Source organism: Streptomyces sp. NPDC046805 (assembly GCF_040645355.1).
Classification (GTDB): Bacteria; Actinomycetota; Actinomycetes; order Streptomycetales; family Streptomycetaceae; genus Streptomyces.
Window position 1 is genome coordinate 36,487 of record NZ_JBEYYC010000003.1, and the last position, 15,209, is coordinate 51,695.

Consider the following 15,209-nt stretch of genomic DNA (forward strand, 5'->3'; position numbering starts at 1 on the left):
ATTCGGGCGCGGTGACCAGTGGGCCCCTGTCGTTCTTGCGATGATCGGTCGGTGACCACGACGCAGCAGCCTCCGTACCCGCCGCCCGAGCCGCCGCGCGGACACGACGCCCGCCGCGGCGGCGCACATGGTGGTGGACAGGTCCGCCGGCACGGTGGTGAACACGGCCATCAGGGACCGGATTTCAGCGGCGGACACGGCCAGGAGCACGGCCATGGCGTCGATGGCGGCCACGGGCACGGCCACTCGCACAGTCACAGCCATGGCCCCGCCGCGCCCGTCTCCAAGCATCTGCGCAAGGTGATCGCGGCCGTCCTGATCCCGTTCACGGCGGCGGTCGTGGTGGGTCTCGTGGTGCTCTGGCCCGGTGGAGCACCCCCGCACAAGCGCACCGGCGTCGGCTTCGACCGGCAGACGCAGCAGGCGACGGTCACCAAGGTCGTGGAGGTGAGTTGCGGATCGGTGAACGCCTCGGGAGGCGCCCCGGCCGGCGACCCCTCTACCGCCGAGGGCACCTCCGCACCGCAGCAGGCGAAGGGCAGCTGCAAGAAGGCCACGGTCCGCGTCGACACCGGCAACGACAAGGGCCGTACGTTCACGGAGCTCGTGCAGCCTGATCAGACACGGCAGTTGCACCAGGACGAGAAGGTCGTGGTCGCGTACGAGCCTTCGGCGCCGAAGGACCTGCAGTACTCGGTCACCGATGTGAACCGGCAGTTCCCGATGGCGCTGCTCGCCGGGATCTTCGCGCTCGCCGTCGTGGTGGTGGGCCGGATGCGCGGTGTCATGGCGCTGGTCGCGCTGGCCGTCAGCTTCCTGGTGCTGACCCTGTTCATCCTCCCCGCGATCCTCCAGGGCTCGAACCCGTTGGTCGTGGCGGTCGTCGGGTCGAGCGCCATCATGCTGATCGCCCTCTACATGTGCCACGGCCTGTCGGCACGTACGTCGGTGGCAGTGCTGGGCACGCTCGTCTCCCTGTCGCTGATCGGCGCCCTCGGCTCGGAGTTCATCGGCTGGGCCGCGCTCACCGGCAACACGGACGACAGCACCGGCCTGATCCACGGCCTGTACCCGTCGATAGACATGAGCGGCCTGCTGCTGGCCGGCGTCATCATCGGTTCGCTGGGTGTCCTGGACGACGTGACGGTGACGCAGACGTCCGCCGTCTGGGAGCTGCACGAGGCCAACCCGACGATGGGCTGGCGCGGGCTGTACCGGGCCGGCATCCGCATCGGCCGCGACCACATCGCCTCGGTCGTCAACACGCTCGTCCTCGCCTACGCCGGTGCCGCACTGCCGCTGCTGCTGCTCTTCTCCATCGCGCAGAGCAGCGTGGGGACGGTCGCCAACAGCGAGTTGGTGGCCGAGGAGATCGTGCGCACGCTGGTCGGCTCGATCGGCCTGGTCGCCTCGGTACCGGTCACCACCGCCCTCGCGGCCCTGGTGGTGTCGGCCGACCGGCCGGGGCAGCAGACGGCGGCGCCTCCGGCAGCCCCGCTGGCGGCGGCACACGGCGGGCGGGGCCGGCGCCGCAAGCGCTGACGCTCCAGCCGGGGCGGGGCCGCCGAACCGGGCGAGCAGAAGCGTTTCTGCAAAGATGGTCAACGCAGCCGAGCGCCACGCCTCGGGTGCCGTAACGCTTCAGCCCGCGCTCTGTTCCTCGGCCAGGATGCGGTCCAGGGCTTCCTCGAGGTGAGCGTCGAAGTCCGCCAGCGTTCCCTCCTGCCCCAGCGGCACCAGCTTGTCCGTACGGTCGAGGAAGGCCACCAGCGGTGGCGCGGAAGACCGGAACACCGCCTGATCACCGCCCACTTGAAGCCGGATCAGCACCTCGCCCAGCACCTCGGGATTCGTGGGCGCGATGTGCACATCGCCGTCCCCGCACGGCCGGCCCACCCCGTCGATCAGCAGCTCGCGCCCGAAAGCCCAGGTCACGGGCGCGTCCCCGGGTAGATGGAAGGTCAGTCGTACGGCATAGGGATCACAGGTCTGGTACCGCAGCTCCACCGGGATGCGGAAGGAGAGCTCCTCTGACACGAGAAAGCTCATCATGACCTCTGCCTGTACGGACTCGCGCATCGCCTACCCCGTCATATGACACCGACTGGCCGGGAATGACCCCTCTGACACTGGTGGCATCTTGCTGAACGTGCACACCAGATCACAAGGAGTGAGTTTTCAGATACTGATAGAGAGCGCGAGTGACCCGATCAGTCGCCCGATCTCGCTCTGCAGCTGCTGAGCCGCGGGCATCAGCCGGTCGGCCTGGTGGGTGGGCAGCGAAATGGCCATCGTGGCCGCCGTGGTGCCGACCGTGATCGGGATCGCCGCGCAGACCGTCCCCAGCGCGTACTCCTGGCGCTCCGTCACCGGTTCCATCCGCCGCATCCGCTCCAGCCGCCGCAGCAGACTGTGGCTGTCGCGCACGGTGTACGGGGTGATGGACTGCACGGGGTAGCGGTCGAGGTGGTCCCGGCGGGTCTGCTCGTCCAGCTGGGACAGCAGACACTGGCCGATCGCGTGCGCGTGCCCGGTCTCACGGAAGTCGGCCCACTCCTCGACCGCCGGATTGCCCGGGGTGTCGGACACGCACATGACCTCGATCTCGCCGTCGCGGTACACCGCGTAGTACACCGGCACGCCGATGGAATCGCGCCAGTGCGCGAGCGTTTCCACCACCGTGCTGCGACGTTTCTGCTGGGCTCCGCTGCTCCCCAGCCGCTCAGCCGCCTCACCGAGGAAGAACAGCCCCTTGTCCCGTCGTAGATAGCCCTCGTGCGCCAGGGTGCGCAGGAGGTGGTACGCCGTGGGGAGCGCGAGGCGTGTCTCGCGGGCCAGTTGTTTGGCCGGGGCTCCGTGCGGGTGCCCGGCGACCGATTCCAGCAGGCGCATCGCACGCTGCACGGATCCGATGAGGGTGGCCGACGGCTGCTGCGGTACCACCGTGGAGCGCGGCCGCTGGACGGGTGGGGTGGCGGACCGCTGCTGGACGAGGGGTGCGTGCGATTCAACGGGGCCGGAGTCAACCGTGGCCAAGGGGTACTCCCGAAGCACGAGGGGGCGGCCCGTGCGAGGAACACGGGTGGGGGGTACGCCGCCCGCGGGGCTGGTCCCCGCGTCGAACTCCGGACTCTAACCGCCGCCCCCGCTCGCGGACGCCCTGCTCGGAAAACTTCCCCCGACCGAGGGAACCGGTGATTCCTGTTATCCCGTCACCGGTGTCCCACGGTCCTCACCAGTCGCCGCGCGACGAAGAACTCGACGTGAACTTCCGCACCACGTAGATCAGTCCGCCGACCAGCGCCACGAAGATCAGTGCCTTGAAGAGCAGGGCGATCACAAACCCGACCACCGTAGCTATCAGGCCGCCGAACACGACCAGGGCGATGACCGGCACCGCGATCCACTTCACCCACCACGGCAGTCCAGCGAAGATCTCTCGCATTGCCCTCGTCCTTTGCGGTCTCGTGCGGTCTCGATCGCGTTCTGTCGCGCTGTCGAGGTCCGGCACTCGCGGTCTCGATGTCTCACTGTCGATGCTAGGGCCGCGCGGGGTCTTCGTGTGGGTGCCGCATCCCTTGTCCTTCCCTGACCGTTCCCCTAGGGAATCCCGGGGGCGAGGTCAGGCCTCCGGGGGAGAGAAGACCACCATGACCCTCAGGTCCTCGCTGATGTGGTGGAACTTGTGGGCCACCCCGGCCGGCACGTACACCACGCTGCCGCGCGCCACCTGCGTGGTCTCCAGACCGACCGTGATCGAGGCGCGGCCGCTCACCACGAAGTACACCTCGTCCTGGGTGTGCGGTTTCTGGGGGTCGTGCTCGCCGGCGTCGAGGGCGTAGAGGCCGACCGACATGTTCCGCTCCCGCAGAAACTGCAGGTAGGCCCCCTCGTTGGCGGCGCGCTCCGCCTCCAGTTCGTCCAGCCGGAATGCCTTCATCGCTCTTGTCCGCCCCTGCCCCACTGCCCGTCGCCGATCTCGTCTGCCACGATCAGACACATGAAGAATTTCGTAGTCAAGACGGTGGCCAACGCCGGGGCCCTGGCGGTCGCCGTATGGCTGCTCGACAAGATCACCCTGACCGGTGACAGCACGGGCGCGAAGGCCCTCACGCTGATCCTCGTCGCTCTGGTCTTCGGCCTGGTGAACTTCCTGGTCAAGCCGATCGTGAAACTCCTGACGCTCCCGCTGTTCGTCCTGACGCTCGGCCTGATCACCCTGGTGGTCAACGCCCTGATGCTGCTGCTGACCTCGTGGGTGTGCGGCCAGATCGGCGTGGGATTCCACGTGGACGGCTTCTGGACCGCCGTCCTGGGCGGCCTGATCATCTCGATCATCTCCTGGGCGCTCGACGTCGTCCTGCCCGACGGCAAGGACTGATCCCCGATGACCTACCGCGTGTGCTTCGTCTGCACCGGCAACATCTGCCGCTCCCCGATGGCCGCATCCGTCTTCCGCGCCCGCGTGGCCGAGGCAGACCTTGAGGACCTCGTCGAGGTGGGCAGTGCCGGCACCGGCGGCTGGCACGAGGGCGACGGCGCCGACCCGCGCGCCGCGTCCGTCCTCCGGGAACAGGGCTACGGCAGCGACCACACCGCCCGCCAGTTCCAGGCGTCCTGGTTCTCGCGCCTCGACCTCGTGATCGCCCTCGACACCGGCCACCTCAAGGCGCTGCGTCGCCTCGCGCCCACGGAGGAGGACGCGCGGAAGGTACGGCTGCTGCGGTCGTACGACCCCGCCGCCGGCGACGACCTCGACGTGCCGGACCCGTACTACGGGGAGCTGGACGGCTTCTGGGAGTGCCTTGACATGGTGGAGGCGGCGAGCACCGGACTGCTCGCCGAGGTACGCGAGCAGGTGGAAGGACAGGCAGCATGAACCATTCCGCGAGGGACGACGGCCGTTTCGGTGAGGGCACGCGCGCGGTGCGCGCCGGACTGCCCGAACCCGTCAAGCACGAACCGACCCTGCCCGGTCCGGTCTTCGCCGCTCATTTCCACCTGCCGGGCGAGGTGACGGGACCGTACGCCTACGGCCGGGACGACAATCCGACCTGGACCCTGCTGGAGCGCGCCATCGGCGAGCTGGAGGCGCCCGGCGACGACGTCGAGACGCTGGTGTTCTCCTCCGGCATGGCCGCCATCTCCGCCGTGCTGTTTTCGCAGCTGCAGTCCGGAGACGCGGTCGTCCTGCCCTCCGACGGCTACCAGGCCCTGGCCCTGGTACGCGAGCAGCTGGAGGCGTACGGCATCGAGGTGCGTACCGCGCCGACCGGCAGCGACGCGCAGCTCGACGTCCTCGACGGGGCGAAGCTGCTGTGGATCGAGTCCCCGTCGAACCCCGGACTCGACGTGTGCGACATCCGGCGGCTTGCCGAGGCGGCACGCGCGCGTGGCGCTCTGGTCGCCGTCGACAACACGCTTGCGACGCCGCTCGGGCAGCGGCCGCTGGATCTGGGCGCCGACTTCGCCGTGGCGAGCGGCACCAAGCAGCTCACCGGGCACGGGGACGTTCTCCTGGGGTACGTCGTGGGGCGCGACGGCGAGGCGATGGCCGCCGTGCGCCGCTGGCGCAAGACCGTCGGGGCGATCTCCGGGCCCATGGAGGCATGGCTCGCCCACCGTTCCCTCGCCACGCTCCAGCTGCGCGTGGACCGGCAGAACGTCACCGCCCTCGCCGTCGCCGAGGCTCTGCGGGAGCGGCCCGAGGTGACCGGGCTGCGTTATCCGGGACTGTCTGACGACCCCTCGCACAAGATCGCCTCGCAGCAGATGCGGCGCTACGGGTCCGTGGTCTCCTTCACGCTGCCCACACGCGCGCGTGCCGAGCGTTTTCTCGAGGCGCTGCGACTGGTGGAGGACGCGACGAGCTTCGGCGGGGTGCGCTCCACGGCCGAGCGGCGCCGCCGCTGGGGCGGGGACGCGGTGTCGGAGGGCTTCATTCGGCTGTCCGTCGGCGCCGAGGACGCCGAGGACCTCATCGCGGACGTGCTCCGGGCACTGGACGAGTCGGCGGGCTGACCGGATGCAGACGCCGGCTCACGGGCCGGCTGTGCACAACGGACGGTCCGAGCCTCCCCCCTCGTGGCTCGGACCGCCGCGGTTCTGCGCGCGAAGAACCGCGCGACCAAGGCTAGTTGACTCTGCGTCAGTGTCCAATCACGGTAGCGACAGAGACCTATCGACTTATTTATAGTTGGGCCCTGCCCGGGGCCGGAGAAGGGCAGGGAAAGGGGCCGTGCCATGGATTTGGCCTTGCTGCGCACGTTCGTGACCGTGCACCGGGCCGGCTCCTTCACTCGCGCCGCCGCACTGCTCGGCCTCTCGCAGCCGGCCGTCACCTCACAGATCCGCACGCTGGAGAGGCAGTTGGGCCGCCCGCTGTTCCTGCGACAGGCCCGTGGAGTGACTCCTACGACCACCGGCGACGAACTCGCCCACAAAGCGGCGCCACATCTCGACGCCCTCGTGGAAATAGCCGAGACAGGTCTCGACGACGAGTCCTCGTTACGCACCCTGCATCTCGCCGGTCCGCCCGAATTCACGGCCGAACGCGCGCTTCCCGCACTCACGGAACTCACCGGCGACGACGGCCAGGGCTTTGCACTGCGCACATCCTTCGGGAATGCCGAGGAGACCCTGGAAGGGCTGGCCGCCGGACACCACGATCTGGCCATCAGCACGGCGCGTCCACGCGGGGCCCTGCTCACCGCGACTCCGCTCTGCGACGAAGAGCATGTACTGGTCGCCGCTCCCCGGTGGGCCGAGGAGATCGCCCCCGGTGTGCTCCATCGCAAGGGCGCCCCCGCCCTGGAGAATCTGCCCGTCGTCGAGGTCCACGAGTCGCTGCCCTTTGTCTCCCGCTACTGGGCCTCCGTCTTCGACTCCCGCCCGGCCGCCTCGGGCACGGTCATCGTTCCCGACCTGCGCGCCGTCCTGGCGTGTGCGACGGTGGGCGCCGGCCTCGCGGTGCTGCCCCGCTACCTGTGCGCTCCGGTGCTCGAGCGTGGCGACGTGGTCGCGCTGCACGACCCCGCGGTACCGCCGCTGCGCACGTACTTCCTCGTGGTCCGTACCGGCACCCTCGCCATGCCCCACATTGCCCGAGCACACGAATGGCTCCAGCGGGCGGCCACGGACTGGGACTGAGCGGGCCTGGCGGCGTCACATCGTGCGGTCGACCCATGGCTCTTTGCGATGTTTCACGTGGAACCAACCGGGCCACATTCCCTCCATGACCGTCCGACCCGTGGTCAAGCGCACCGCACGTGCCGTCCTCCTGGACGGCGACGACCTGATCCTCATCAAGCGCACCAAGCCCGGTATCGATCCCTACTGGGTCACTCCTGGTGGCGGGGTCGAACCGGAAGACACGACCGTCGTCGATGCCCTGCACCGCGAGGTGTACGAAGAGCTCGGCGCCAAGATCAGCGATGTGGTGCCCTGCTTCGTGGACACCGTGGAGCACATCGGTGAGGACGGCGGCGCTACGGGCGTCAAGGTGCAGCACTTCTTCGTCTGCCGGCTGGAGTCCATGGACCCGGCTCTGCGGCATGGCCCCGAAGTGGACGAGCCCATCGGCGAGTACGAGATCGTGCGCGTCGCCTTCACTCGGGTCGGCATCGCCTCCGTCCATCTCGTGCCCCTGTCCCTGCGGCACTATCTGGACGGCAACATCGAGGGCGTACGCGCCATGCACGCCCCCGACCTCGGCTGACGGTCAGTTCCCGATGACGACGAGTTCCTCGACCGAGTCGTGCCGTATGCGTTCCGACGGGATGCCGATGCCCCGCAGCGTGTCGATCCCGCTGCGGATCATTCCGGGCGGACCCGAGAGATAGGCGTCATACCGGTTCCACGGGCCGTACTCGCGTACCGCGTCGGGGAGATGAAGGCGCCCCTGCTGGTCCACGATCGGCCGGACCGAGAGCCAGGGATGGCTCTCCTGGAGCCGGAGCATCGTGTCGAGGTCGTACAGGTCGTAGTCGGTACGGGCGCCGTAGAACACCTCGACGGGGCGGCGTTCGCCGCGCTCGGCCACGTCCTCGACCAGCGCCTTGATGGGCGCTATGCCGGTGCCGCCGCCGAGGCAGAGCAGCCCGCTGTTGGTGCTGTGATCGACGGTCATGGAGCCGGTCGGCGGGCCGAGCCGGATGATGTCGCCCGGGCGGGCGCGGTGCACCAGGGCATTCGACACCCACCCCGCGGGGACGGCCTTCACGTGGAACGTCAGCAGTCCGTCCGAGCGGGGCGCGGAGGCGAAGGAGTAGTGCCGCCAGACCCGCGGCCACCAGGAGGTCTCCACACTCGTGTACTGCCCGGCGAGGAAGGGATACGGCTGATCGGGCCGTACGGTGAGGACCGCGACGTCCGGCGTCCTGAGGTCGTGGGTGACGACCTCCGCGTGCCACCAGGCCGGAGAGCGCAGTTCGTCCGCGGCCGCCGAGTCGATCATGACCTGGGAGATGGTCGTGTACGTCCGGACCCAGGCCGCCTCCATCTCGGCGTTCCAGATGCCGGACGCGTACGTGCTCAGCGCGCCGATGAGGCACTCGCCGACGGCCGGGTAGTGCTCGGGACGCGTGCCGTACTTGCGGTGGCCGCGGCCGAGGTTTTGCAGGTAGTCGACGAGGACCGGGGTGTTGTCGACATGCTCGCACGCGGTCAGCAGCGCCTTGAGCAGCCGGTCCCGCTGGGTATCCATCGCGACCGGAAACAGCGGCCTCAGGTCGGGGTGGCGGACGAAGAGAAGCGCGTAGAAGTACGAGGTGACCTCGTCGGCCACGGGAGCGACCTCGGCCATGGTGCGCCGGATGAGGATGGCGTCCGGGGACGCCTTCTCGGTGACGGACCTGGCAACAAGAGGTGAGCGCTGGGCCGGCACCGTGTGCTCGATGGCCCTTGCGTCGGGCGGGGTGGCCGCACGCTGACCAGGAGTCCGTGCACCGGGCGACGTGGCGTGCGCGTCGGTGGGCGCGAGGCTGTGCCCTGCGATCCTCTCCTGCTCCCCCTCCGGTGGCGCGCTGCGCGGCGCGAACCAGCTTCCCCCGCCGGACGTGCCGTTGTCCCCCGACATGGTGGCCGGAGCGTCCATCGTATGCCTCGCCTCGAACTTCTTTTGGTCGGTGTGCGCGCTTCCTTGATCGGAAGTTTCCTGCTTCCCCCGGGGGCGGATTGCTTATCCCGATCCGGCCAAGTGGCCAATGAGGCCATCACAGCATCCCCTCGCAAGCGGATGCCCAGCCGGGAAACCGAGAATGCGGGTCTTTGATCTTTCCGTCCCGTTGGGCTGCATTGCCCTGCTCTCGGCCCGCCCGGGATGTCTGCACCGCATCCCGGATGTGAACCGGAGTCGACCATACCGGGCGCCACCGCGCATACAAGTCCCCCCCTTGCTCCCCCACGAAACGGGACAGGGTGGACAGTCAATTCCTTCAACCGGTCGGCGCGCCCTATCAATTCATAGGCGCCCCAATGATCCCGTCCGGCCATCACCGTCTCGGCTTCCCGGTCAAGTCGCCGAGAAATCCTCGAAGAGCTGAACATTCCATGGAGCAAATCGCCGACAAGATCGAAGAGATGAAGTCTCGTCATGAGCCGCGAGGTTAATGAAACCGGTTCACTGCTCCCTGGTGAGCCGACAGACAGCCCTCCGTTCGGCAGTGTTTCACGTGAAACCCGTAGCGGCCGGTCGCGCGCTGTGCGGTGGCTCTGACATGGCCAAAAGCACATGCGTCCACCATGAAACGGGTGGACGCCAGGGGTACCGGTCGGACAGCCTGACCTGCGTGCCGACTCCTTTCCTCGCCGCTCTACCCATCCGCCGTCTGTCGCCTCGCGATCTCGCCGCCTGCGCCGACTTGTCAGAGGATCGGGGGTGGCCACGCGAGGAACACAAATGGGGTTTCCTCCTCACAGCGGGCCAGGGTTACGGCATCGACGATCCCCACGGCGGACTCGTCGCGGCGTGCGTCGTCACGACGTACGGACCTTACGACCGTCCGGATCTCGGCGCCATCGGCATGGTCCTGGTCGCCGAGCGCCATGCCCGTCAGGGCATCGGGCGGCGGCTGATGCGCCACGTCGTCTCAGCGATGGGAAGCACACCGCTGGCCCTGCATGCGACACCGTACGGCCGCCCGCTGTATGAACAGCTCGGCTTCAAGGCCACCGGCCGGGCAGAGATGCTGCAGGGGCACTTCACACCGGAGGGGCGTGAGCCCCGGGTGGCGACGCGCGCGGCCACCGCGGAGGACCTCATCGCGATTCTCCGGCTCGACGAGGAGGTGTTCGGTGCCGACCGGACGCACCTGATCACCCGGCTACCCGCCTTCGCCGACCGGTTGCACGTCGCCGAGGACGACGGCCGGATCACCGGGTACGCGGCCACCTGGCCGAACACGGACACCCAGGTCGTCGGCCCCCTGATCGCTCACGACACGGAGACGGCGCAGGCCCTCCTCACCTCACTCGCCGCGCACACCACCCGTCCGCTGCGCACCGATATCGACGTACGCCACGAGAATCTGCTGGCGTGGGCGAACGACCGAGGGCTGGCGCCCGTGGCCTCCAGTGCCGTCATGACGCACGGCATCCCGGAGCCGCCCGGGGACTGGACCCGTCGGTTCGCGCCGCTGACCGTGGCGGCCTGAACGGGCCGAGCGGCCTTCATACGGCAACGCCGGTTCCACTCCACGGTGGAACCGGCGTTGTCGCAGTCGATGTGCGGGATCAGGCGAGCGCCTCCACAGCGGCGAGGGCGAAGCCGTGGTCCTGCTCCGGCGCACCGCCGCCCACACCGATCGAGCCGATCAGACGGCCGTCGCGGTGGACGGGGATACCGCCCGCGATGAACAACAGCAGCGGCCGGTCGAGCGCGGTGGGCAGCGTATGGAAGAGGCCACCGGGCTGGACCGCGTCGACGAGGTCGGCGGTGGGCGCGTTCAGCTGAAGCGCCGTGTAGGCCTTGCGGGTGCTGGTCTCGCCGGAGATCAGCACGGCCCGGTCGTCCCGCCGGAAGGCGAGCAGGTGCCCGCCGGCGTCCAGGACGGTGACGCTGACGGTGACCCCGCGGCGTCGGCCGCCGGACGAGCCTCCGTAACGAGGATCTCGGCGTCCTGGGTGGTGAACGGGGCGACGGTGGTCGTGCTCATGGAACTGCTCCTTGAGTGTTGCTGAGGGGGATGACGGAGGGAGGCGGCCACCGACTGCGGCCGCAGGGCCGGGAGGCCTCGGGTGCGGACGGCTCAGTGGTGGACCGGCGAGCGCTGCTCGGCGGGCGCACCGGCCGCCACCACGACGCTGGAGGCGCTGTTCCGGCGCTTCAGGGCCGCTGAGACGAGGGCGAGGACCAGACCTGTGTCCCACCGACCGTCGCGGCATCTACACGAACGTCACCGAGGCGGGGCTGAAGCTGCTCGAAGAAGCGCGGCCGACCAATGACGCCGCTCTGCGCGAGGCACTCGACGAAGCGGCCATGAATCCCGAACTGGCCCCGCTGGTACGCGTCGTGGAGTCGCTGAACGTGCCCGCCTAGAGTGCGGACATGGGAGATCTTGAAATACGCGCCACCGTCGCCGACGACATCCCCGCCATCGTCGGCATGCTCGCCGACGACCCGCTGGGCGCACAGCGGGAATCACCGGACGACCTGGCGCCGTATCTGACCGCGTTGAAGAGGCTGAGCGCCGACCCGAACCAGCGGCTGGTCGTAGCCGTACGCGAGGGCCGGGTGGTCGGCACCCTCCAGCTCACGATCATCCCGGGGCTTTCGAGGCGCGGCGCCACCAGGTCGATCATCGAAGCCGTACGCATCCACGCCGACGAGCGAGGCAGCGGCCTGGGCACCCAGCTCATCGAGTGGGCCATCGATGAATCCCGGCGTCAGGGCTGCCAGTTGGTACAGCTGACCTCCGACACATCGCGCACTGACGCCCACCGTTTCTACGAGCGGCTCGGCTTCAAGGCCTCGCACGTGGGCTTCAAGCTTCAGCTCTGAAAGCCCGAATGGGCCTGTTTCACGTGAAACAGGCCCATCCATCCGGATCACCGAGACAGCGGCGCTGTACTACTCGATCCCGCGCCAGCCGTCCGGGTCCACTCCGCCCGGCACCGGAGCCTCTTCGTCGTACGGCTGTCGCGTGAACACGAACGATCCGAGGTCCAGGTGACTCAGGGAACGGTCCGGGCGCCGTACGGGCCGTAGAAGCTCTCCGGCGTAATAGCCCTCCAGGCCGGTCCAGGTGCCGTCACCGTTGTCCCGGAAGCGTGCACGGCGACCGGGGCCGGACAGCGGACCCAGCGACAGGAGGCCATCGGCCCTCACCCGCAGCGCGAAGGCATGCGTTCCCCAGTACCACGGCCCCGCCAACTCCAGCACGGATGGCTCGACTTCACCCAGCGGGCGCCACGGTTCGGGCATCCTCGGCTCGGCCTCGGCGACGATACGGACGAGATCGGCGGCCACCACGGACACCATCGGGCCGGAGGTGGCGTTGACCAGCACCACGGCGGCCACGTCGTCCGCGACGCTGATCGCAAGGCCGGCCAGGAAACCCGGGAGCGAGCCGGAGTGCCCCACGAGAAGCCGGCCGTGGCGGTGCTGGATCTGCAGACCGAGGCCGTACGCGGAACCGTCCGCGACGTCGGCCGCCTCGGCCGGTGCCGCCGGGGTCCGCATCTCCCGCGTCGATTCTGCACTCAGCACGCGGTCGTCGCCGTGAGCCAGAAAGACAGCGAAACGCGCCAGGTCGCCCGTGGTGGACCAGAGTTGCCCGGCAGGCGCCATGCGGTCGAGATCCTCCAGAGGCTCGGGCAGCAACGCGTCGGCCCAGGGATGCACGGCCCAGCCGTCGGCATGCGGCGCCTGCGGCTGAGCGCTCGTGCGGTGCAGCCCCAGCGGCTCCAGCACCTCACGCCGCAGCACCTCCTCCCAAGGAGCGCCGCGCAACTCCTCCACCAGCGCACCGAGCAGCGTGTAGCCGGGATTCGAGTAGTGGTGCCGGCGGCCGGCGGGATGCAGAAGGGGACTCTCGCCGAGGACGTCGCTCAGCTCGGGCCGCAACGAACCCGGGGTCCGCTCCCACCAGGGTGCGGGCGACTCGGCGGCCAACCCGCTGGTGTGCGCGAGCAGTTCGGCGATGGTGGCCTCCCCCGCCCCGGTGCCGGGCAGATACTTCTCCAGCGGGTCGTCGAGGTCGAGCACGCCCTCGTCGCGCAGTCGCAGCACAAGGACCGCGGTGAACGTCTTGGTGATCGATCCGATCCTGTACTGCACGTTCTCGTCGGGCGCAGACCCGTCCACCGAGGTCCGTGCCCCGTGCCACACAGTCCGGCCGCCCCGCACCACCGCCGCCACCAGGGACGGCACCCGCCCCTCGGCCTGCGCGACGGCGATCCGGTGCAGCAACGCACGCTCTGTACTGGGAAGCAGCTCTTCCGGAGATGTCGTCATGCCCCAAGTCCATCCGGCGAGGCGGCATGCGTCGAGTTCATTTTCCCGGGACACATCGCCGGGCACGTCGTCAGGTCCGCCTGCCGGCCGCGTCCTCCCGCGGACCGGTCAGGTCTGCGCCATGTCCACGAAGCGCGAGTAGTGGCCCTGGAAGGCGACGGTGATGGTCGCTGTCGGACCGTTTCGGTGCTTGGCGACGATCAGGTCGGCCTCGCCCGCGCGAGGAGACTCCTTCTCGTACGCGTCCTCGCGGTGCAGCAGGATGACCATGTCGGCGTCCTGCTCGATGGAGCCCGACTCACGCAGGTCGGAGACCATCGGCTTCTTGTCGGTGCGCTGTTCGGGACCACGGTTCAGCTGGGAGAGCGCGATGACCGGGATCTCCAGCTCCTTGGCGAGCAGCTTGAGGTTACGGGACATGTCCGAGACCTCCTGTTGACGGCTCTCGGCACGCTTCGAACCGCCGGACTGCATCAGCTGGAGATAGTCGATGACGACCAGCTTGAGGTCGTTGCGCTGCTTCAGGCGACGGCACTTGGCCCGGATCTCCATCATCGACAGGTTCGGGGAGTCGTCGATGTAGAGCGGGGCGGCCGAGACGTCCGGCATCCGGCGGGCCAGCCTCGTCCAGTCCTCGTCGGTCATCGTGCCGGAGCGCATGTGGTGCAGGGCGACGCGGGCTTCGGCGGACAGCAGACGCATCGCGATCTCGTTGCGGCCCATCTCCAGGGAGAAGACGACGCTCGGCAGGTTGTGCTTGATCGAGGCGGCGCGCGCGAAGTCCAGCGCCAGCGTCGACTTACCCATGGCCGGACGTGCCGCGATGACGATCATCTGGCCCGGATGCAGACCGTTCGTCAGCGAGTCGAAGTCCGTGAACCCGGTGGGCACGCCCGTCATCTCGCCGCTGCGCGAGCCGATCGCCTCGATCTCGTCGAGAGCGCCCTCCATGATGTCGCCCAGCGGCAGGTAGTCCTCGCTGGTGCGCTGCTCGGTGACGGCGTAGATCTCGGCCTGCGCGCTGTTGACGATCTCGTCGACGTCGCCGTCGGCCGCGTATCCCATCTGCGTGATGCGCGTACCGGCTTCCACCAGGCGGCGCAGGACGGCCCGCTCGTGGACGATCTCCGCGTAGTACTCGGCGTTCGCCGCCGTCGGCACGGTCTGGACGAGGGTGTGCAGATACGACGCCCCGCCGACCTTGTTGATCTCGCCGCGCTTGGTGAGCTCGGCGGCGATCGTGATCGGGTCGGCCGGCTCGCCCTTCGCGTAGACGTCGAGGATCGCCTGGTAGATCGTCTCGTGCGCGGGCTTGTAGAAGTCGTGGCCCTTGAGGACCTCGACCACGTCGGCGATGGCGTCCTTGGACAGCAGCATGCCGCCCAGTACGGACTGCTCGGCGTCCAGGTCCTGCGGCGGCACCCTCTCGAAGGAGGACCCTCCGCCGTCCCACTCGCCGTGTTCCCGGCCTCGATCGTGCTGCTCGGCACGGCCGCGGCCGCCATCGTCGCGTCGGCGGGAGGCAGGCAGACGATCAGCGGGTCCGCTGTCGGCCCACGGGTCGTCCAAGGGCTCGGAAATGCTCACCGAGCCACCTCCTCCCGTCCGCCGGGCGGACCTCGCCATGCCCCATCTTTTCTACGGCACGGCACCGACAATTGAGATGCCCAACTCCGGTTCTGACGCGTCGGTTTTATGACGTTCCCGAGGTCGGCGCGAAGAGCGGGCGCCGGACAACGGTAGGGCTCTCGGCACC

General features: G+C 69.0%; 15 protein-coding genes and 2 pseudogenes. 9 read left to right on the plus strand and 8 right to left on the minus strand.

Translation table 11 applies throughout. The annotated features are described in order from the left end of the window. The first annotated feature begins 51 nt into the window (after positions 1–51). Entirely contained in the window at positions 52–1,542 is a 1,491-nt protein-coding gene (locus tag ABZ910_RS04660; protein WP_361359201.1) for a YibE/F family protein, read from the plus strand. Between the two features lie 99 nt (positions 1,543–1,641). Here ABZ910_RS04660 and ABZ910_RS04665 read toward each other — a convergent pair whose 3' ends face one another. The 4 genes from ABZ910_RS04665 to ABZ910_RS04680 all read right to left on the minus strand — a co-directional run bounded on the left by ABZ910_RS04665 (position 1,642) and on the right by ABZ910_RS04680 (position 3,940). Next, positions 1,642–2,079 (minus strand): SsgA family sporulation/cell division regulator, encoded by a 438-nt coding sequence (locus tag ABZ910_RS04665; RefSeq protein ID WP_361359204.1) that lies wholly within the window; start codon positions 2,077–2,079, stop codon positions 1,642–1,644. A 99-nt stretch (positions 2,080–2,178) separates the two neighbouring features. Next, entirely contained in the window at positions 2,179–3,036 is an 858-nt protein-coding gene (locus tag ABZ910_RS04670) for an IclR family transcriptional regulator C-terminal domain-containing protein (protein ID WP_361359207.1), read from the minus strand. A gap of 196 nt (positions 3,037–3,232) precedes the next feature. Beyond that, positions 3,233–3,445 (minus strand): DUF5326 family protein, encoded by a 213-nt coding sequence (locus ABZ910_RS04675; RefSeq protein WP_361359210.1) that lies wholly within the window; start codon positions 3,443–3,445, stop codon positions 3,233–3,235. 177 nt (positions 3,446–3,622) lie between these two features. Beyond that, positions 3,623–3,940 (minus strand): cupin domain-containing protein, encoded by a 318-nt coding sequence (locus ABZ910_RS04680; RefSeq protein ID WP_361359212.1) that lies wholly within the window; start codon positions 3,938–3,940, stop codon positions 3,623–3,625. A gap of 60 nt (positions 3,941–4,000) precedes the next feature. On the opposite strand from ABZ910_RS04680, the gene ABZ910_RS04685 reads away from it, so the two are divergent. The 5 genes from ABZ910_RS04685 to ABZ910_RS04705 all read left to right on the plus strand — a co-directional run bounded on the left by ABZ910_RS04685 (position 4,001) and on the right by ABZ910_RS04705 (position 7,717). Continuing rightward, entirely contained in the window at positions 4,001–4,381 is a 381-nt protein-coding gene (locus tag ABZ910_RS04685; RefSeq protein ID WP_361359215.1) for a phage holin family protein, read from the plus strand. A 6-nt stretch (positions 4,382–4,387) separates the two neighbouring features. Next, positions 4,388–4,879, plus strand: coding sequence for a low molecular weight protein-tyrosine-phosphatase (locus tag ABZ910_RS04690; RefSeq protein ID WP_361359218.1), 492 nt, complete (start codon positions 4,388–4,390; stop codon positions 4,877–4,879). Then, positions 4,876–6,021, plus strand: coding sequence for a cystathionine gamma-lyase (locus ABZ910_RS04695; RefSeq protein WP_361359221.1), 1,146 nt, complete (start codon positions 4,876–4,878; stop codon positions 6,019–6,021). Before ABZ910_RS04690 ends, ABZ910_RS04695 begins: the two co-directional genes overlap by 4 nt. A gap of 222 nt (positions 6,022–6,243) precedes the next feature. Further along, positions 6,244–7,149, plus strand: a complete 906-nt coding sequence (locus ABZ910_RS04700; RefSeq protein ID WP_361359223.1) for a LysR family transcriptional regulator — start codon at positions 6,244–6,246, stop codon at positions 7,147–7,149. Between the two features lie 85 nt (positions 7,150–7,234). Next, positions 7,235–7,717: an NUDIX hydrolase gene (locus ABZ910_RS04705; protein WP_361359226.1), complete on the plus strand. Its 483-nt coding sequence runs from the start codon at positions 7,235–7,237 to the stop codon at positions 7,715–7,717. A gap of 3 nt (positions 7,718–7,720) precedes the next feature. Here ABZ910_RS04705 and ABZ910_RS04710 read toward each other — a convergent pair whose 3' ends face one another. Next, a complete protein-coding gene (locus ABZ910_RS04710; protein WP_361359229.1) occupies positions 7,721–9,094 on the minus strand; it encodes a globin domain-containing protein in 1,374 nt (457 codons plus the stop codon). A 694-nt stretch (positions 9,095–9,788) separates the two neighbouring features. On the opposite strand from ABZ910_RS04710, the gene ABZ910_RS04715 reads away from it, so the two are divergent. Next, positions 9,789–10,652 carry a GNAT family N-acetyltransferase gene (locus ABZ910_RS04715; protein ID WP_361359232.1) on the plus strand — a complete coding sequence of 288 codons (864 nt, stop codon included), beginning with the start codon at positions 9,789–9,791 and terminating at the stop codon, positions 10,650–10,652. Between the two features lie 79 nt (positions 10,653–10,731). Here ABZ910_RS04715 and ABZ910_RS04720 read toward each other — a convergent pair. Further along, a pseudogene (locus ABZ910_RS04720) lies at positions 10,732–11,153 on the minus strand (heme-binding protein). Between the two features lie 203 nt (positions 11,154–11,356). On the opposite strand from ABZ910_RS04720, the pseudogene ABZ910_RS04725 reads away from it, so the two are divergent. Beyond that, a pseudogene (locus ABZ910_RS04725) lies at positions 11,357–11,536 on the plus strand (MarR family transcriptional regulator); the annotation flags it as partial. A 9-nt stretch (positions 11,537–11,545) separates the two neighbouring features. Further along, positions 11,546–11,998 carry a GNAT family N-acetyltransferase gene (locus ABZ910_RS04730; RefSeq protein WP_361359235.1) on the plus strand — a complete coding sequence of 151 codons (453 nt, stop codon included), beginning with the start codon at positions 11,546–11,548 and terminating at the stop codon, positions 11,996–11,998. Positions 11,999–12,067: 69 nt separating this feature from the next. Here the strand turns inward: ABZ910_RS04730 and ABZ910_RS04735 are convergent, their stop codons facing one another. After that, positions 12,068–13,453 carry a serine hydrolase domain-containing protein gene (locus ABZ910_RS04735; protein ID WP_361359237.1) on the minus strand — a complete coding sequence of 462 codons (1,386 nt, stop codon included), beginning with the start codon at positions 13,451–13,453 and terminating at the stop codon, positions 12,068–12,070. Positions 13,454–13,561: 108 nt separating this feature from the next. After that, positions 13,562–15,040 (minus strand): replicative DNA helicase, encoded by a 1,479-nt coding sequence (gene dnaB, locus ABZ910_RS04740; protein ID WP_361359240.1) that lies wholly within the window; start codon positions 15,038–15,040, stop codon positions 13,562–13,564. Between the last annotated feature and the right edge of the window lie 169 nt (positions 15,041–15,209).